Source organism: Flavobacterium sp. HBTb2-11-1 (assembly GCF_009826975.1).
GTDB lineage: Bacteria > Bacteroidota > Bacteroidia > Flavobacteriales > Flavobacteriaceae > Flavobacterium.
This window is the reverse complement of record NZ_WUMO01000008.1, coordinates 50,317-68,275: the sequence shown is the minus strand read 5'-3', so window position 1 is coordinate 68,275 and position 17,959 is coordinate 50,317. Positions and strand designations below refer to the sequence as shown.

Genomic DNA, 17,959 nt, shown 5'->3' with positions numbered 1-17,959 from the left:
TGTGATATAGTTTTCCATTTATTATTTTTCTTCGTTATGAATTACAGCGATTGGTTTTCCGCTCACTTTTTCTTGTAAATGCTGGAAGATGATGAATAAGACAGGGATGATGAACAAACCTAGAATTACTCCTGAAAGCATCCCTCCAGCTGCCCCGATACTGATGGAGTGGTTACCTTGTGCTGATGGACCTTTGGCACTCATCATTGGTATTAATCCTACCACAAAAGCAAGAGACGTCATGATAATTGGTCGCAAACGTAATTTTGCCGCCATAATTGAAGCTGCTACTAATCCTTGTCCTGATCTTCTTCGCTGTGCTGCAAATTCCACAATCAAAATGGCATTTTTAGCGAGAAGCCCGATCAGCATGACAAGTGCAACTTGTACGTAAATGTTGTTTTGAATTCCTGTTAAACCAATAGCAGCGAATACTCCAAAAATACCTGCAGGAATTGACAAGATTACTGCCAAAGGCAAAATGTAACTTTCGTACTGTGCAGCAAGTAAGAAATAAACGAATATCAAACACAGTAAGAATATAGTTGCCGATTGTCCTCCTGACGAAATCTCCTCACGCGTTTGGCCCGAGAATTCAAACCCGTAACCTGCAGGCAATTGTTGTGCTGCTACTTCTTCAATAGCTTTAATGGCATCTCCTGAACTAAATCCTGGTTTCGGAATCGCATTAATTGAAATTGAGTTAAACAAATTATATCTAGAAGCGGTTTCAGAACCATAAATACGAGTCAGTTTTACTAAAGTATTTATCGGCACCATTTCGCCTGTTTTGTTTTTTACAAAAACTCTGTCAATCGAAGTCGGATCGGCTCTGTCTTCAATATCTGCCTGAACCACTACACGGTAATATTTACCAAATCGGTTAAAGTCAGATGCTTGTGCGCTACCAAAGTACGCTTGCATCGTTTGTAAAATGTCTTTTACATTAACACCCAATTGATTTGCTTTTTCGTCGTTAACTTCCAATTGCAATTGTGGATAATCGGCTTTGAAAGAGGTAAAGGCAACGGCAATCTCAGGACGTTTCATTAATTCTCCGATAAAATTCTGAGAAACTTCACTGAATTTATCCAGTTTTCCTCCTGTTTTATCTTGCAGAACTAAATCCAATGCTTCAACGTTACTAAATCCTGGAACGGTTGGGAAACTGAATACGAAGAAACTTCCTCCAGAAATAGATCCCAGTTTACCGCGAACCTGATTCATGATTTCGTCAATATTTTTTATTTCTCCACGTTCTTCGTTTGGTTTAAGCAATACGAAAACTACTGCAGAAGATGGGCTCGTAGAGTTAGTCAGCAAGTTGAAACCTGAAATTGCGGTTACAAATCGAGAAGCGTCTAATGCTTTTAAAGTATTCTCAGCTTCTGTCATTACTTTTTGAGTTCCGTCTAATGATGTTCCAGATGGCGTATTTACAGCAATCGCAATAAATCCTTGATCTTCTGTTGGAATAAACCCAGAAGGAGTTGTTTTTACCATCACTACTGTTGCCAAAGTAATTAAAGCTAATCCGCCTAAACTCAACCATTTTCTTCTGATTAAGAATTTAATTCCGCCAACGTAACGATTGGTAAGTGATTCAAAACTGCTGTTGAAAGCACTGAAGAATTTTTCTTTAAATCCTTTTTTCTGATAAGGTTCATTGTGATCGTGTGCTCCGTGATTATCTTTTAAGAATAATGCAGCAAGCGCTGGACTCAATGTTAAGGCATTTACAGCCGAAATTACAATTGCAATTGCCATCGTAAAGGCAAACTGACGATAGAAAACTCCCGTTGAGCCTTCCATAAAACCAACCGGCAGGAATACAGCAGCCATTACCAGCGTAATCGAGATAATAGCACCCGTTATTTCGTGCATTGCTTCATGGGTGGCGATTTTTGGAGACAAACGTTTGTGCTCCATTTTCGCATGCACCGCTTCGACTACCACAATGGCATCATCGACCACAATACCAATCGCCAGAATTAATGCGAAAAGTGTTAAAAGGTTGATCGAAAATCCGAATAACTGCATGAAGAAGAACGTTCCTAAAATTGCTACAGGTACAGCAATGGCCGGGATTAATGTTGATCTAAAATCTTGCAGGAAGATAAATACCACAATGAATACTAAAATGAAAGCTTCAATTAAGGTATGTTCAACCTGTTCGATAGATTGGTCTAAAGATACTTTTGTACTATAGAAAATATTGTGTTTAATGCCTTTTGGAAAATCTTTAGAAGCTTTTTCCATCATTTTGTTAATGGCAATCTGAATATCATTTGAGTTAGATCCAGCTAACTGGATAACCCCAATTACAATTCCTTTTTTACCATTTAAACGAGTTAAACTGTTGTACGAGTAAGCTCCAAGTTCAACTCTCGCTACATCTTTTAAGCGAAGTACTGAGCCATCTGCATTAGAACGTATAGCAATATTTTCATAATCTTCTGGTTTGGTTAATTTTCCTTTGTATTTAATAACGTATTCAAAAACCTCTTTGCTTCGCTCTCCAAATTTACCTGGAGCCGCTTCCAAACTTTTGTCCTGAATAGCGCCCATAACTTCGCTTGGCGTTACTTTATAAGCTGACATCTGTGTTGGATTCAGCCAAACACGCATAGAGTAATCTTTTACACCACCAAAAATACTGGCAGAACCTACACCTGGAATACGTTTTAATTCCGGAATGATATTAATTTGTGCATAGTTGGCAACAAAGGTTTGATCGTATTTTGCTTCATCGTCAGTATACATACCAATAGCCATGATGAAACTGTTTTGCTGTTTAGCGGTAATAATACCTTGCTGAACAACCTCGGCTGGCAATTGGCTAGTTGCTTGTGCCACACGGTTTTGCACGTTTACCGCAGCTTGATCGGCATCTGTACCCAGTTTAAAGAAAACCGTAATAGCCAAAGTACCGTCGTTACTGGCAGTAGAACTCATATAAGTCATGTTTTCTACACCATTTATAGACTCTTCTAGAGAAGGAGCCACAGAACGTAAAACCGTTTCTGCGTTGGCTCCTGGATATACCGCCGTTACCAGAACCGATGGAGGCGCAATATCAGGAAACTGTTGTAAAGGCAGTTTAGTTAAACCCAGTACCCCCAGAATTACCAATAAAATGGAAATTACGGTTGCCAGTACGGGTCTTTGTATAAATATTTTGAACATTGTGTTTTAGAATTATTTTTGATTAGTTACTTGGGCAACTTTAGTTGATTTTTCAGGCTGAATCGCTTGCCCGTCATGAAGTTTGTCAATACCGCTTAACACGATTTGGTCGCCGGTTTTTACACCTTCTTTAATTAAATAATTAGTGCCGCTTTTACCTACAACAGTTATAGGCATTTTAGTTACCTTGTTGTCTTTGCCTACAGTAAAAACAAATACTTTGTCCTGCATTTCTACTGTAGCCGATTGTGGAACTAAAATCGCATCATCGTGATTTAATCCTAAACGGATTCTTCCTGTGTTTCCAGAACGTAACACGCCGCCTTTGTTAGGGAAAGTTGCTCTAATAGTGATTGCACCAGTAGTTTTATCAAACTGACCGTCAACCATATCGATTTTTCCAGTTTGAGGGTAAGCATTGTTATCAGCTAAAATCAAAGTAACTGGAGGTAATTTTTTGATTTTATCGCCTAATGAACTTCCTGCATATTGCTCTTTAAAGTTGATGAAATCAGTTTCACCTAGCGAGAAATAAGCAAATACTTCGTGAACGTCTGATAAAGTAGTTAAAGGTTCAACATCTGTTGCAGAAACTAAACTTCCTTGTTTTTTAGGCAATCTTCCAATGTATCCACTAACTGGAGCTGTTACGTTGGTATATCCTAAATTAATTTTAGCAGAACCTACCATTGCTTTTGCTTGTTCGATATTGGCAGCAGCAATTTTTTGAGAAGCTTTAGCTGTTTTTAATTGATAATCAGAAACTACTTTGTTCTGAACTAACGGAGTCAATTTGTCAACTTCTAAATTAGCGTTTATTAAAGCCGCTTCTGCTGCGTGGAGACTTGCCAAAGCATTGTTTAACTGCTCACGATACGGACGTTCATTAATCTTAAATAAAGTTTGTCCTTTGTTTACATATGCGCCTTCGTCTACATAAATTCTGTCAAGGTTTCCGCTCACTTGTGGGCGAATTTCAACATCAACAGTTCCTTGTATTGAAGCAGGATATTCAGAGTCAGTAGTTGTGTTGGCACTTGTGATAGCCAATACTGGTAAAACCGGTGGGGGTGGAGCAGTAGGCGCCTGATTTTTGTCGGCACAGCTGCTTAAAACTAAGGCCAGGATAAAACTGGTTATAATTACATTTTTCATTTTCATTGTGGTTTTAATTGGTTGAACATTTTCTCGGATAAAATTCTTTGGTATTCTGGCATTCTCGGGATTCATATTTAATTGAATTAAATTATCTAACGTTGTTAAGTAAATGTGCGCAAATTTCCATACAGTAAGCCTTTCCAATTCTATTTTAAATCAGTATTAAATTATCTAACGTTGTTAAGTAAAAGTCTAAAAAAAGAGCTTTTATTACCTTTATTAAATTTTCTAACAGTGTTAAGCGAAAGTTATAAAAAAAAGGATTCTATGTTATCCCGTTTAAATCATTTTACACTGTTAAGTAAAATTGAAAATTTTTTTTATTGTATAGATTTGATGATACCAGTAATAGCATCCTTCAAAATCTGAGCATTTATGGTTTCTAAAATATCACTTTTGTTAATGATGTTGATGGCGATTAAACCATGAATAACAGAAAAGAAAGTAAAATATTTTTGTTTTATGATATCTTCACTAGGATTGCTGTCCTTCATAATTTCAGCAATGACACCAGTAAACAATTTGTAAGGTGCTTCCTGAGCCGAACATCGCTGTGCGCAGCAAGTCATTTGAACACCAAACATAAGTTGATACATTTCAGTATTAGTAAAAGCAAAATCCCAATAAGTCATCCACATGGCTTCTAACTGATCTTCTGGTTTTTCAAACTTGTCTTTTGCAGTCTGCAACTCTTTAGCCAGTTTAATAAAACCTTTGCCTGTCAGTTCTTCTAATATTGCTTCTTTATTCGAGAAATATTCATAAATAATAGGAGCAGTATATTCGATTCTGTCGGCAATTTTACGCATACTCAAACCATTCCAGCCTTCATCTTTTACGATATCATAAGCAGCGCCAAGAATATTATTTCTTGTCTCTTCTTTTTGTCTTAAAATTCGATCTTTGCTAGCCATTGTATTCAAGTATTAAATCGTTTAACACTGTTAGGCAAATGTATGGCGGATTTTCGAATTTCAAAATATTTTTATCATAATATTTTCTTATTGTGTCATAGAGAACTATAAAATACTTGTAAAATAAGGTGTTTTGAAAGGTCTTGTGTTTTTGTAAATTTCATTTTAAACCAAAATTAAACCTAATTAAGATGATTTTGAAGTTTTTTTATTCTTAAAAAAAGTCTAATTTCTCACTGAAGAATTAAATTCCAATCAAATTTTAGAAAAAGTGTTTAAAATAAACAAAAGAAATAATAGTGCTGATTATCGATTATTTCATTCCTCGAACGTTCATTTCTACCGTATAAACACTTTTCCCAGCAGTAATAAATAATGTTTTAAATTTTTTCCCTCCAAAACAAACATTAGCTGTCCAAGATTCAGGAACATCAATATGGGCTATTTTTTCTCCTTTTGGATTGAATACGGAAACTCCGTTTCCAGTTAAGTAAATATTTCCGAACTCATCTATCGTCATTCCATCTGATCCTGATTCGGTAAACAGCGTTTTTTTGCCTAAAGAACCGTTGCTTTCGATTATATAAGAATACGTTTTATTAGCACCTATGTCGGCTACGTATAAGGTTTTTCCATCCGAAGTTCCAATAATGCCATTTGGTTTTACAAGGTCATTGGCAACGTTGATAATTTTGGATTTATTCGGAGATAAATAGTAAACGCATTCTTTCTCTATTTCTTTGGAGTTATGTGTCCAATAATCCCTTTGGTAAAAAGGGTCTGTAAAATAGATCCCGTCTTTTGGGTCAACCCAAAGATCATTAGGACCATTCAGCCTTTTTCCTTCGAAGTTATTTAGTATTACAGTATAATTTTTGCTTTGATCTATTTTCCATAGTTCATTTTTTTCATCGGCGCAAGCCAAAAGATTGCCTGTGTGATCAAAATACAAACCGTTTGCTCTTCCTGCATTTTCCATAAAAACAGAAAGTTTGCCATTAACTGACCATTTCATGATCCTATTATTAGGCTGATCCGTAAAATAGATATTTCCTTTTTTATCTGTAGCAGGTCCCTCTGTAAAACTGAATTGATCTGATAGTTTGGTGAGAACTGCGCCTTTTGCTATTATGGAATTGCTTTTTTCCTTTGATGTCTGAGCGTATATAAAATTTGTAAAAGTTATTGTAATAAGAAATAAAAAGTGTGATTTTATTTTAAGCTGGAGCGGGTTCATTATAAAAAGGTTTAAAAACTTGCTTTTGAAGCGGTTTTAAAAGTAGTTTTTATTTCTGATATTAAATGCAATGAAATTAGAATTTTATTTTAATTTCAATTTCTCAAAAGCATTTTTCGTAACATTACAACAAAAAGAAATTACAAAATTTTGTCAGCCTGAGTAAACTCGAAGCCTTAATGATGATCGATAATTCTTATTTTACAGGATATTTTTGTGGATTTTGTGAAGTATGAAAAACAGCATTTAGAAATACAGTTTTTGATAATTCATCAACAATGAAAAATGCCACATAAGGAAATTTTTTAAATGGAAGATAACGATAATTAGTATCGTGAAATTGATAAAAAGGATTTATCTGTAACGCTTTGTAAATCTTTTTATAATCATTAAGAAAATCCAAGGCAACTTTTTTGCTGACTTTTAAAATATAATATTCTAGGGCTTCTTCAATATTTTTTAATGCAATTGGAGAAACTATAATCTTATAATTCATACTTCTTTTTTAAATCTGTATAAACAGAGTCAGCATCAGTGTAAAGGTTTTTATCTGAAATAACTTGATCATTTAATATATTCTGTTGTTCTTCAGATAACTCATATGGTTTTACATTTGCTATCTCAAATTTGATCTTTAGTGCTTTCATAAAAGCTTTTACAGCTTCTATTTGAGAAGCGTCTTCTGTATATGCTGTGATGTTAATTGCTTGCATGATATTGATTTACTAAAGTTAATGAACAAAGTTAAGACAAAAGTCTAATTTACATGTTAATCTCTATAATTTATTTCTTTTTTCGGAAGTCAAATTGCATTTTTTCGTAACATTACAACAAAAAAAATGAAAACGCTAACTATCCTAAAAACCACAACCGCTGTTTTATTTTTCCAAAAGACCTTCTGTCAGGAAACCAAAAAAGAGACTCCGCAATACACGATCGAAAACTGTGTCAATCATTTTGATATAAAAAATGCCACCAAAACCAAAGTAGGTTATCAATACTGGTTTGCCAATAAAGATTTCACTCAAGAAAACACTCTAAAAATGAGTATTGTCGAACCTGGCAAATCAACGCACGCGCCTCATCATCATCCCGAAGAAGAGTTTTTCTATATTTTAGAAGGGACAGCCGAATTTTTCCTTGACGGAAAAACCGTTACAGCTGGTCCGAATACCAGTTTCTATTGTCCGCCAAATGCTGAACACGGCATTAGCAACGCAGGTAAAACAGATTTAAAGTATTTGGTTATTAAAAAGGATTTGAGATAATGATTAAAAGTTTTAAAGATTTTTAATTAATTGAATAGCCTCCTGCTTTAGCTGGAGGTAAATCATTAAGAAAAAAATGGCTTTAGCCCAAAAACGCATTTTGGCTAAAGCCCCAATAAATTGTCATAATAAAACCTCCAGCTAAAGCAGGAGGCTACGTTTTTTTTATTTCAAAATAACCACTTCTTCAGGAACAATAAACAAAAGCGTACATCCATTTTTAGAAAAAACTGAATGAGTGCTATCAGGCGGCATATACAAATAATCGCCTGCTTTTAGTTCGTCTTTTGCAGAGCGTACTTCGCCTTCAAGAACAAAGATTTCTTCTCCGCCTGGATGAAGGTGATTTGGGTACGAAGCGCCAGCTTCAAATTTTAATAAAAAGGTTTTGGGTCTGTTGGCGGTTTCGTCAAAGCGTAGGACTTTATAAAAAATACCGTCTGTATTTACGCCTTCTTCAACAAGAGGTTTCCAGTTTAATTCGTTTGTTTTTGCAATTTGTTTTTCCATTATAGTTGATTTTAAATTGTTTAATTTTTTGAAAGAAATTCATCTAAACTCCAGTTGTATTTTTCGAATGTTGCCAAAAGAAAAGCACTCATCGAAAACACAAATACAGAATAATCCAGTAGCTCTTTTACGCCAAAAGAATACGTCATGGCGAGCGCAAACAAAAAGGTTAAAATAGATGCGCCAATAGATGCAAATTTGGTTTTGTAGCCAAAGAAAAGGAGCAGAGCCAAAAGTGATTCTGCAATTGTAGCAGTAATTGCAATTGCCGGAATACAGCTTTTTGGAGCAAAAGAATTTACTTTTTCGGCGTAAGCCAGAAAATTTTCCCAACCTGAAGATTGACTTCCCCAAAATCCCAACCGACTAAAAACGGCAGATAAAAATCCAATTGCCATTGCGATTCGTAAAAGCAAAATGGCATAATCCTGATATCTTTTCATAAACTATTTTATTAGTAATTAATCAGATACAAAGATCAGGCAGTGGTGCTTTTTAAAGAATAGAGAATCTTGGAAAAAGCATGTAATTGTGCTTGAAGGCAAAAAGCCTTTTGACTAATATGACATAAAATGAGAAAAAACTTTGCGACTCCGCGGTTTTGCGAGCAATTTTCGCAACGAAAGGAAAAAGCTTGGAAAACGGCTACAATTGAACAACTTTCTCCTTATAAGATTTTGGAGAAATGTTAGTATGTTTTTTGAAAAAGTTCGAAAAATAAAAAGGATCATTAAAGCCTAAAGCATAAGCGGTTTCTTTTACCGATAATTTCTCATAAGTAAATAAACGTTTTGCTTCAGAAATTAGCAATCCGAAGATGATATTTTGTGCGGTTTTGTTGCAATGCAGTTTAGAGAGCTCGTTCAGCTTGGCTTCGGTTGTGCCGATTAAATTAGCGATTTCATTTACCGAAAGATTTTTGTCAAAATTACCGCGAATAGCTTCCAGAAAATGAAGAAACAAAGCATCTGGTTTGTAGATTTCTTCCCCAAGTTTTATTTTAGAACGATTGATTTCGATTAAAATCAATTGAATTCTAGAATGAACAGAGATGAGGTATTGATACGGTTTTTGGGCAATTTCCTGCTGAATAAGCTGTAAAGCATCGACAACCAATTTGTCGTCATCTACTTGTATCACTTCATTCATTGCAAAATGGCAGAACAAACCGTTATGAAAAATGAGTTCGATGTCGTTGTCATTTTTGCAGAAGAAATCATAAGTGAATTCAAGAACAAATCCGGTTGCGTTGTTGCTGTTTTTTATAAAATGAATCTGACCTGACGTTATCGTTAAGACCGAATTTCTTGGGATTAGATATTCGTTTTCGTCTACTGAAAGCGTTATTTCGCCCGATGTGCAAAAAAGCAGTACATATTTTAGTACACGTCTTGGATGCTTTAGATCTTCTGCCTGTTCAAACGTTTTTATGTCAATCATTTGTTTTGGTTTTTAAACGCAATCGCGATAGCTATCGGGAGTTAAGATTCTGTAAAGTTATGCATTTAAAGAAATTGTTTTTTGCGCTTCATCATTTTAATCTGCATGTTTTGCAAAATAGAGAGAAGCCATTTCTACAATTGCTTCTTTTGTCGTAAAACTGTATTGAACTCCATGATTGAGTGTGTAAGAATCTCCAAGCTCGGGATAATGCTCTTTTCCATCTATTTGAAAAGGATCTAGAACCGAAAGCCAGAGATTGCGATGCCGATCTTTAAAATAAAACTGATTCCGATCTGAAACAACTAAGATTGTTCCGTTGTCATTATCAAGAATCGAAGTATGATTGCTGCCCTCGTAATCGCCCAAAATAGTAATATTGGTATTGTATTTTTTGGACATTAATTCCGCAATTTTTTTTGTAAGTGGCATAAGAAGTGGTATTTGGTTTGTCTCGAGGTCAGTAAATTTAAAACGGCATATTTTATTGATATTACCCCTAAAAGTTTTTTTTGTATTAAAATAAGGTTTTTTTTTATGTCGTTAGAGTTTTTAAGTCTGAAAAAAAAATCCGTAGAAATAAAATCTTAATTGATTCATAAATGCTTATAAAATAGTAAACCAAATTGACCTACATTTTACATAATTTCATTTTATTTTTTAATAAAAATTTGATTGCCAATTAATTAACTTTTATTAAAGAAAGCTTTAACACGGTCTATTTTCTCTGGCTTTCTCAAATAACTAATTTTAGGTAAATCAAAATTAATAACGTTTAAATATTTGAAATTATGAAAAAGAATATCGCCATATTAGCCACAAACGGTTTCGAAGAATCTGAATTAGCATCGCCTAAAGCCTATCTGGAAGAGCAAGGTTGGAATGCAGATATCGTCAGTTTGAAATCTGGAACTATCAAAGCTTGGAAAGACGGAAATTGGAGCAACGAATATAATGTTGATGTCGTATTAGATCAGGCAAATGAAGCCGATTACGATGCTTTGGTTCTGCCTGGAGGAGTAATAAATCCTGATTTATTAAGAAGGGAAGAAGCTGCGGTAAATTTTGTACGTTCCTTTTTTGAAAGTAAAAAACCGGTAGCCGCAATTTGTCACGGACCTCAAATTCTGGTGGATGCTGATGTTTTAGAGGGTCGAAAAGTAACATCGTTCTTTTCTGTTAAAAACGATTTGAAAAATGCCGGAGCACAATGGGAAGACTCAGAAGTAGTTGTGGACAACGGACTAGTTACCAGCCGAAACCCAAATGATTTACCCGCTTTTAATAAAAAAATGGTGGAAGAAATTAAAGAAGGCATACACGAGCGTCAGAGAGCGTAAAAAGTTGTTTTCTTTTAGATTTATCAAATTATAAAAAATGCAGGATCATATTTTGGTCTTGCATTTTTTTATAATGGCTAGTTTAATTTCTTATCCCCAATTTTGTCATTTCGAGGAACGAGAAATCTTCGCAAGTAGCTCTACAAAGATTGTAGATTTAGATTGCGGGCTTCGACTTCGCTAAGCCAGACAAATCTTTGTAATTTTTTTTCATGCAGTTTGTCATTGCGAGGAACGAAGCAACCACATTTACAAAATCAGACTTTGTGTCTTATGATTAGCGAGATTACTTCGTTCCTCGCAATGAGAAAACTGCGATAAATGCCTGCTGAAATATAGATTTCTTATATTTGATAAAAGGAATATAATAATTGAAAGAAAAATCTTTCTTTTTAAAAAGTTTTCTTACATTTGAAGTTCTTAAATCTTCACATTAAGACAACATAAAATTTGCCCTCGTGCTATGTAGTAAAGATCCGAAAGGACTTTGACGCCGTGAAGAAGCGTAAGACTGCTAAGGTATGAGGGTTTTTTCTTAAATTCTTCACTTTATGAAAAACAACACCCTTTCCAAAGAAGCCGAAACAAGGCTGATTGATTTTTTTAACCATATTATAGATCCCGAAGATATGGCTAAAATCTTAAGACAAGTAAATTGCATTTTAGCTCTCGGCGTGATGCGACAACACGAAACCCTCCAAATTGGACTTTTAAATTTTGAAGACAATTATTATTGGCTCAATGAATTGGCGGAGATTTTGAATCCCTATTTGAGTGAGGAGTAAGGTTTATAAAATGGAAAACCTCGATTTTTTTTAAAATCGAGGTTTTATTTTTTAATATAATCTGTTAGTTACTTTGCGGGCACGGATTGCAAATCCGCGCTATCGTTGCGGAGATATATCTGCGCAATCGGGTACAATCCACGCTATCGGGTTTATGACTAAATTAAGTCCATTTTATGGATTTGCCAAAATCATTTAAATGCAAACTATTTTCCATTAAGGCAATTGCCCAAGTCATTTGTAGTAGCTGTTAGTTACCGTTTTTATTTTTTGTTTTTTCCAGAAATTCTTTTACTTTTTCTAAAGATTCTTTTGTTTTTGTTAGGTCTAACAGAATTGGATAAAAAGTCTTTTTAAATTTTATATCGATTTTTCTTAAATAATCAGTAATTATAAACTTACTTAGCATCATAGTTGGAGGTGTTAAACCTAGGAAAAGAACTAAGAATAGTGCTAATGTTTCTTCCTTGCTATTGGTTTCAAAATGAGTAAAAACATATTCTCCGTAGATTGGTTTTAATTCATCAGGAAGCTGTTTCGAAATTGAATTAGAAGAAAAATCAGGTGTATACATTAATATCCCATTATCCAGACTAACAATTAAATCGGGAAGTTCGTCACTTTTGTATTCACCGTTTTCAACTTTTTTTCGTATAAATTCAATTGTTTTTTTGGGATCAGCAGATTTATGACTAAAAATTATAGATGGAATCTTTTTATAATAATCAGATTTTTTTTGTTTATTAGTCAATTGGCTTAAGTCCAAGATGTCAGTTTCTCGAGATAAATTTTTAACGGATCGAATTTGAGACAGACCTCTATTAAATTCACCTTTATCTGTTAATACTGTTATATCTGGTTTTACCTCGATAGCCGCATAAACCCCTTCAGCAAGCATAACTTCACGCACTGGAGTATTAAGTGCTGGATGATTTGGAGCCAGAACAACACAATCTATATTATTTGATTGACTATCTAATGAATAAATGATTCCTTTCCTAACTTTGTAATCGGATGGTAAATATCTTTCAATAAATTGACTAACGGTTAGTTCTTTAGAATCGCCTGTGTTGGTTCGATCTTTCTTAAAAACATCAATAGTTGGAGTTTCAACTATTTCTATTGCACGAAGATTTTCTAAAATTGTTCCAAAGACTGCGTTCATAGTTTCTTGTGTTTAAATGATAACTGACTTATATACACTCGCTATAAAGTAGCAACAATTTATTCAAATTTGTTTGTATTAGCGAATGTTTATTTCTTACTTATAGTTTTTCAAAAATATTAATTTATCAATTCAAACAGCCAAGTATTTTTACCCAATTTATAAAACAAAAAAAGGACAGCTCCCCACAAATCAGAGGGAACTGTCCTAAGGCAAATTTTTAGATTTGCATTCCTAAGAATGCGTACAGTTTTTGGTAATCACTAAATTGAAGACTAAAACGCAGGTTATCAATGCCGATATAGTATGAAAACAGTCTAATTTTTATTTGACTGTATTGAATACATAATCGGTATTATTCGTTTATTACATCGCCTTCCTTAGTTTCTTCGCTGGCAATTTTTACCAGTTTATCATTTGGAGTCAAATCGCCGAAAATTTCAATTTTATCTTCGATTTCTCTTCCTTTTTTAATGTCAACTCTTGTCGCTTTGTGGTTTACAACTTTTACTACATATAAACCTTCCGCAGAATTCACTACTGCCGATTTTGGTACTACAAATGTGCTGTCTTTCGCGTTAAGCGGTAACAAAACTTCGGCAACCATTCCTGGCAATAAATTTCCTTTGGTGTTGTGCACGTCCATTTCGACTCTTTCAGAACGTAATTTTAAATCTAAAGCGCCAGACATTCTGGTAATTTTTGCTGTAAAAGTTTCTGGTAACGATTTTACATTAAAACTCATTTCGTCGCCCGGGTGCAAATATCCTGTGTACAATTCTGGTACAGAAACCGCCAAACGTAATTTACTTTGCTCCTGAATCGTCAATAAAGGTAAATCTGAACCTTTTCCTTGCGGACCAACAAATGTTCCTAAATTGACATTTCTTGCTGCTACAACACCGTCAAAAGGAGCACGGATTTCTAGATAACCTCTCATAATCGAGATTTCTTTGTGAGCCGCAATGGCAGCTTGATATTGTGCGTAATCAGAATTCTTTTTTCCGCTTGCCATTTCTAAATCGTTTTTAGAAATCGTTCCTTCCACTTTGCTGGTTTCGTACAAACGGTTGTAAGTGCTTTTGCTGGTTGCATAAATCGCTTCCATCGATTTCAATCTCGATTCGGCTGCAGCCAATTGCGAACTGATTTCTGGCGCTTCTAAAACAATTAAAAGCTGTCCTTTTTTTACTTTAGAACCAATATCAACTTTTAAGGTTTTTACGAAACTGCTCACTTTTGCATACAAATCAACTTGTTGGAAACCTGTTAATTCGGCAGGCAAACGCAATTCTGTTGTTAGTTTTTCTTTCGCTAAAAGGAAAGTTTCTACTTTAGGTTCAATTTCTGCTTTAACAGGTTCTTCTTTTTTAGAATTACAGCTGTTAAGGAAAAATACTGCTGCTAGAAACAGCGGGCTATATTTTATAATTTTAGTGTTCATTTTTTGGTTTTATATAATGAATATGTTTTTAATTCTTTGGGAGTAATTATTTTATCACATAGAAACATAGCTTTTCTTTGTGCATAAAAGGCGTTTCACTTTTTTAAATGCATCCCGATAGCTATCGGGACTATGTGTGAAAACTAGTTTTTTCTTTTACCTTTTTTTAAAAACTAAAATCTATGTTTCTATGTGTTAAAAAAATAATTACACTCAACGAGTTAGGACTTTCCAACTTTCGACTTACTCAATGATGAGATATAATGGATGCTTTCTTCGTCTTCAGGATCTAAAGAAACAGATTGTGTCGATGTTTTTTCTTGTGCCCACGCAAATATCTGCGGAAGGATCAATAATACGGCAAAAGTAGAAAATAATAATCCACCAATAACCGCTCTTCCTAACGGAGAAACCTGATCGCCTCCTTCGCCGTGTCCAATTGCCATTGGCAACATACCCATAATCATCGCAACAGAAGTCATGATAATCGGACGAAGACGCAACGCAGCAGCTTCACGAGCCGATTCTAAAGCGTTTCCGTTTATTTTTCGGAGCTGTTCGGCATTGGTAACCAATAAAACGGCATTTGCAATAGAAACCCCAACCGACATGATGATTCCCATATACGATTGTAAGTTCAATGTTGAACCAGTTAAAGTCAGCATTAATAAAGATCCTAAAACTACGGCAGGAACTGTTGTTAAGATTACCAGCGAAACCTTGAACGATTGGAAATTAGCGGCCAGCATTAAGAAGATTACAAACACAGCGACCAATAATCCTGTTTGTAAGCTGCTTAATGTCTCTGTCAATACAGTACTTAGTCCGATTGGCGTGATAAACAAACCACGAGGTAATTCGCCCAATGAACTAATTGTTTTGCTCACATCTTTTGATGCCGTCCCCAAATCGGTTTTATAGATGTTTGCCGTAACGGTAATGTATGGCATGGCCCCTAAATTGTCATTTTCTCCGCTTACAAATCCCGGTGTAATTTTGGCAACGTCACTTAAAACCGGACGGAGCGAATTTTTCAGAACCGGAATTTCTCCAATATCGGTTTTGCTTTTCATTTTATTTAATGGCACTTGAACCTGAACAGAATATGATAATCCTGCTTTTTCGTCTACCCAGTTATTTTTTTCTGTATAACGTGAAGATGAGGTCGAAGCAACAAGCGAACGAGAAATATCATTCATATCAACTCCCAATTCGGCAGCACGGGTTCTGTCAATATCAATATTCATTGCTGGATAATGAATTGGCTGACCAATTTGAACGTCTCTGAAATACGAAATCGCTTTTAGTTTATCTACGATTTGAGTCGCGTACAATTCGTTTTTCTTTTTGTCTTTTCCAGCCACACGAATCTCAATTGGAGTAGGAGAACCTTGGCTTAAAACTTTATCCGTCAATTCGATTGGCTCAAAAGAAAGTTTAGTATCTGGAAGCAATTTTTTAAGTCTTGCTCTAAATTCATCTTTAAAGTCATCCATATCTGCCTCATAATCTTTTAAACTCACTAGGAAAACTGCTTCGTGAGAACCAGCCATGAACAGGTAAATCGGGTTGATCGAGAATAGAGAAGGGTGCTGTCCCACATAAACAGATGAGATTCCGATATGCTCTTTTCCGACCATTTTCTCCAATTCTTTTAAAACAATTCTAGCTTGTTCTTCTGTTCTTTCTAGACGCGTTCCGTCAACAGCACGCATTCTCAATTGAAACTGACTTGAATTGGTTCTCGGGAAAACGTCTTTTCCGATAAAAGTAATAAATACAATAGCCAGTGCAGTTGCAGAAATCAGATATGTGATACTCGTTATTTTTTTGTGAACAAACAAACGGTCTAATGTTCGCATGAAACGAATTTTGAAGCGTTCGAAAGCGCTGATTTTTCCGTTGTTATTGGTATCTTCTCTTTCTACATATACTTTTTTCTGAGTAATCAGATTTTGTTCAGATTCTGGTGTTAAACCGCAGTCATTGAACTCCGCTTCATCGTCTGTAATTTCTGGTCCGTGATCGTGTTTTTCATGTCCTTTCATCATCCAGTTGGCCATTACAGGCACAAAAGTTTGAGATAATAAGAACGAAATCACCATTGAGAAACCAATTGCTAAAGCCAAAGGCAAGAACAACGCTCCCGGAATACCCACCATGGTAAATGCTGGAGCAAATACGGCAAGGATACAAAGTAAGATCAATAATTTCGGTAAGGCGATTTCTTTACAGGCGTCCCAAATGGCGAGTGCTTTTGGTTTTCCCATATCGAGATGCTGGTGAATGTTTTCGATCGTTACGGTACTTTCGTCAACCAAAATACCAATTGCCAAAGCCAATCCCGAAAGAGACATTAAGTTAATCGTCTGTCCGAATAATTTAAGGAATAAAACTCCCGAAATAACCGAAATCGGAATGGTCATAATTACGATTAAAGCCGCACGACGGTCACCCAAGAATAATAAAACCATTAAACCTGTTAAAACCGCACCAATGATTCCCTCAGTAATCAAACTTTTAACCGAGTTGATTACATAAACGGATTGGTCAAATTCATAAGATAATTTTACGTCTTCAGGAAGCGTGCTTTGAATTTTAGGCAATTCTGATTTTAATTTCTGAACCACATCCCAAGTCGAAGCGTCTCCTGCTTTTGCAATACTAATGTAAACCGAACGTTTTCCGTTTACCAATGCATAACCCGCTGTAATATCGGCACCGTCTTTTACCGATGCAACATCGCCTAATTTTAAGTTTTGAACACCGCCTTTGAATAACGGAATCTGTTCAAAATCTTTAATTTCTTTAATCGTATTATTGGTTGGCGTAATATAGTTTTTGTCGCCCATACGAACGTTTCCTGATGGAGCCGTCTGGTTGTTTAAACGAATCGCTTCTACGATTTGGTCTGGCGTCATATTGTGCGAACGCAATAAATCTGGATCTACGTTGATCTCAATAGTTCTCGGGCTTCCTCCAAATGGTGCTGGAGATAATAAACCAGGAATCGAAGTAAACGAAGCACGAACATAAACGTTGGCCAAATCTTGCAATTCGTTGTTTGATCTGATTTTACTGCTCAAAACCAATTGTCCGATTGGCAATGAAGAAGCATCAAAACGAATGATAAACGGAGGTTGTGTTCCTGGAGGGAACACCGCTTGGATTCTGTTTGAAAGCGCACTTAACTCGGCAGCTGCCTGCGCCATGTTGGTTCCTTCATAATAGGTTAATTTCATAATCATTAACCCCTGAATATTTTTAGTTTCTACCGATTTGATACCGTTTGAGAAAGGTAAAACGTTTACGTAGTTTTTGGCAAAATAAGCTTCCATCTGGTCTGGCGTATAACCTCCAAACGGGTGCGCGATGTAGATAACCGGCAAATTCATTTTTGGCAAGATATCTACCTTAATGTCTTTGATGGCACCAATTCCGAAGAAAAATAGACCCGCAACCAGTACTAATATGGAAATGGGTTTGCGGAGTGCAAAACGTATTAAATTCAT

General features: G+C 35.3%; 16 protein-coding genes. 3 read left to right on the top strand and 13 right to left on the bottom strand.

The genetic code is table 11. The annotated features are described in order from the left end of the window. Nucleotides 1-21: 21 nt before the first annotated feature. From GR162_RS17750 to GR162_RS17725, 6 genes are all read right to left on the bottom strand, one after another. Complete coding sequence (locus GR162_RS17750; RefSeq protein ID WP_160783211.1) at nucleotides 22-3,186, bottom strand: efflux RND transporter permease subunit; 3,165 nt, start codon at nucleotides 3,184-3,186, stop codon at nucleotides 22-24. A 12-nt stretch (nucleotides 3,187-3,198) separates the two neighbouring features. Next, entirely contained in the window at nucleotides 3,199-4,416 is a 1,218-nt protein-coding gene (locus GR162_RS17745) for an efflux RND transporter periplasmic adaptor subunit (RefSeq protein WP_160783210.1), read from the bottom strand. A 248-nt stretch (nucleotides 4,417-4,664) separates the two neighbouring features. Next, a complete protein-coding gene (locus GR162_RS17740; RefSeq protein ID WP_008467721.1) occupies nucleotides 4,665-5,258 on the bottom strand; it encodes a TetR/AcrR family transcriptional regulator in 594 nt (197 codons plus the stop codon). A 313-nt stretch (nucleotides 5,259-5,571) separates the two neighbouring features. Further along, nucleotides 5,572-6,495, bottom strand: coding sequence for an SMP-30/gluconolactonase/LRE family protein (locus GR162_RS17735; protein WP_202393964.1), 924 nt, complete (start codon nucleotides 6,493-6,495; stop codon nucleotides 5,572-5,574). A gap of 196 nt (nucleotides 6,496-6,691) precedes the next feature. Then, the gene (locus GR162_RS17730; RefSeq protein ID WP_160783209.1) at nucleotides 6,692-6,991 is read right to left on the bottom strand and encodes a type II toxin-antitoxin system RelE/ParE family toxin; all 300 of its coding nucleotides are present in this window, start codon (nucleotides 6,989-6,991) and stop codon (nucleotides 6,692-6,694) included. After that, the gene (locus GR162_RS17725; protein ID WP_160783208.1) at nucleotides 6,981-7,208 is read right to left on the bottom strand and encodes a DUF2683 family protein; all 228 of its coding nucleotides are present in this window, start codon (nucleotides 7,206-7,208) and stop codon (nucleotides 6,981-6,983) included. Before GR162_RS17725 ends, GR162_RS17730 begins: the two co-directional genes overlap by 11 nt. 126 nt (nucleotides 7,209-7,334) lie before the next feature. On the opposite strand from GR162_RS17725, the gene GR162_RS17720 reads away from it, so the two are divergent. Beyond that, the gene (locus tag GR162_RS17720) at nucleotides 7,335-7,763 is read left to right on the top strand and encodes a cupin domain-containing protein (protein ID WP_160783207.1); all 429 of its coding nucleotides are present in this window, start codon (nucleotides 7,335-7,337) and stop codon (nucleotides 7,761-7,763) included. Nucleotides 7,764-7,928: 165 nt separating this feature from the next. Here the strand turns inward: GR162_RS17720 and GR162_RS17715 are convergent, their stop codons facing one another. The 4 genes from GR162_RS17715 to GR162_RS17700 form a co-directional block, all read right to left on the bottom strand. Then, nucleotides 7,929-8,273 (bottom strand): cupin domain-containing protein, encoded by a 345-nt coding sequence (locus tag GR162_RS17715; RefSeq protein WP_160783206.1) that lies wholly within the window; start codon nucleotides 8,271-8,273, stop codon nucleotides 7,929-7,931. A gap of 20 nt (nucleotides 8,274-8,293) precedes the next feature. Then, complete coding sequence (locus tag GR162_RS17710; RefSeq protein ID WP_160783205.1) at nucleotides 8,294-8,716, bottom strand: DoxX family protein; 423 nt, start codon at nucleotides 8,714-8,716, stop codon at nucleotides 8,294-8,296. A 202-nt stretch (nucleotides 8,717-8,918) separates the two neighbouring features. Continuing rightward, nucleotides 8,919-9,713: an AraC family transcriptional regulator gene (locus GR162_RS17705; protein WP_160783204.1), complete on the bottom strand. Its 795-nt coding sequence runs from the start codon at nucleotides 9,711-9,713 to the stop codon at nucleotides 8,919-8,921. Nucleotides 9,714-9,809: 96 nt separating this feature from the next. Next, complete coding sequence (locus tag GR162_RS17700; RefSeq protein WP_160783203.1) at nucleotides 9,810-10,145, bottom strand: hypothetical protein; 336 nt, start codon at nucleotides 10,143-10,145, stop codon at nucleotides 9,810-9,812. Nucleotides 10,146-10,504: 359 nt separating this feature from the next. Between GR162_RS17700 and GR162_RS17695 the strand changes: the two genes are divergently transcribed. Together GR162_RS17695 and GR162_RS17690 are read left to right on the top strand one after the other, a co-directional pair. Further along, the gene (locus tag GR162_RS17695; protein ID WP_160783202.1) at nucleotides 10,505-11,053 is read left to right on the top strand and encodes a type 1 glutamine amidotransferase domain-containing protein; all 549 of its coding nucleotides are present in this window, start codon (nucleotides 10,505-10,507) and stop codon (nucleotides 11,051-11,053) included. A gap of 551 nt (nucleotides 11,054-11,604) precedes the next feature. Next, the gene (locus GR162_RS17690) at nucleotides 11,605-11,838 is read left to right on the top strand and encodes a hypothetical protein (RefSeq protein ID WP_160783201.1); all 234 of its coding nucleotides are present in this window, start codon (nucleotides 11,605-11,607) and stop codon (nucleotides 11,836-11,838) included. A 250-nt stretch (nucleotides 11,839-12,088) separates the two neighbouring features. On the opposite strand, the gene GR162_RS17685 is transcribed toward GR162_RS17690, so the two are convergent. The 3 genes from GR162_RS17685 to GR162_RS17675 form a co-directional block, all read right to left on the bottom strand. Then, on the bottom strand, nucleotides 12,089-13,003 hold the full coding sequence (locus GR162_RS17685) for a DUF6602 domain-containing protein (protein ID WP_160783200.1): 915 nt from the start codon (nucleotides 13,001-13,003) through the stop codon (nucleotides 12,089-12,091). Between the two features lie 355 nt (nucleotides 13,004-13,358). Further along, nucleotides 13,359-14,447, bottom strand: a complete 1,089-nt coding sequence (locus GR162_RS17680) for an efflux RND transporter periplasmic adaptor subunit (RefSeq protein ID WP_008467704.1) — start codon at nucleotides 14,445-14,447, stop codon at nucleotides 13,359-13,361. A gap of 221 nt (nucleotides 14,448-14,668) precedes the next feature. Continuing rightward, nucleotides 14,669-17,959, bottom strand: coding sequence for an efflux RND transporter permease subunit (locus GR162_RS17675; protein WP_160783199.1), 3,291 nt, complete (start codon nucleotides 17,957-17,959; stop codon nucleotides 14,669-14,671).

Bases quoted from the DNA above. Each gene is read 5' to 3' on its own strand.
- GR162_RS17750 (WP_160783211.1), bottom strand. From the start codon at position 3,186: ATGTTCAAAATATTTATACAAAGACCCGTACTGGCAACCGTAATTTCC.
- GR162_RS17745 (WP_160783210.1), bottom strand. From the start codon at position 4,416: ATGAATCCCGAGAATGCCAGAATACCAAAGAATTTTATCCGAGAAAAT.
- GR162_RS17740 (WP_008467721.1), bottom strand. From the start codon at position 5,258: ATGGCTAGCAAAGATCGAATTTTAAGACAAAAAGAAGAGACAAGAAAT.
- GR162_RS17735 (WP_202393964.1), bottom strand. From the start codon at position 6,495: ATGAACCCGCTCCAGCTTAAAATAAAATCACACTTTTTATTTCTTATT.
- GR162_RS17730 (WP_160783209.1), bottom strand. From the start codon at position 6,991: ATGAATTATAAGATTATAGTTTCTCCAATTGCATTAAAAAATATTGAA.
- GR162_RS17725 (WP_160783208.1), bottom strand. From the start codon at position 7,208: ATGCAAGCAATTAACATCACAGCATATACAGAAGACGCTTCTCAAATA.
- GR162_RS17720 (WP_160783207.1), top strand. From the start codon at position 7,335: ATGAAAACGCTAACTATCCTAAAAACCACAACCGCTGTTTTATTTTTC.
- GR162_RS17715 (WP_160783206.1), bottom strand. From the start codon at position 8,273: ATGGAAAAACAAATTGCAAAAACAAACGAATTAAACTGGAAACCTCTT.
- GR162_RS17710 (WP_160783205.1), bottom strand. From the start codon at position 8,716: ATGAAAAGATATCAGGATTATGCCATTTTGCTTTTACGAATCGCAATG.
- GR162_RS17705 (WP_160783204.1), bottom strand. From the start codon at position 9,713: ATGATTGACATAAAAACGTTTGAACAGGCAGAAGATCTAAAGCATCCA.
- GR162_RS17700 (WP_160783203.1), bottom strand. From the start codon at position 10,145: ATGCCACTTACAAAAAAAATTGCGGAATTAATGTCCAAAAAATACAAT.
- GR162_RS17695 (WP_160783202.1), top strand. From the start codon at position 10,505: ATGAAAAAGAATATCGCCATATTAGCCACAAACGGTTTCGAAGAATCT.
- GR162_RS17690 (WP_160783201.1), top strand. From the start codon at position 11,605: ATGAAAAACAACACCCTTTCCAAAGAAGCCGAAACAAGGCTGATTGAT.
- GR162_RS17685 (WP_160783200.1), bottom strand. From the start codon at position 13,003: ATGAACGCAGTCTTTGGAACAATTTTAGAAAATCTTCGTGCAATAGAA.
- GR162_RS17680 (WP_008467704.1), bottom strand. From the start codon at position 14,447: ATGAACACTAAAATTATAAAATATAGCCCGCTGTTTCTAGCAGCAGTA.
- GR162_RS17675 (WP_160783199.1), bottom strand. From the start codon at position 17,959: ATGAATTTAATACGTTTTGCACTCCGCAAACCCATTTCCATATTAGTA.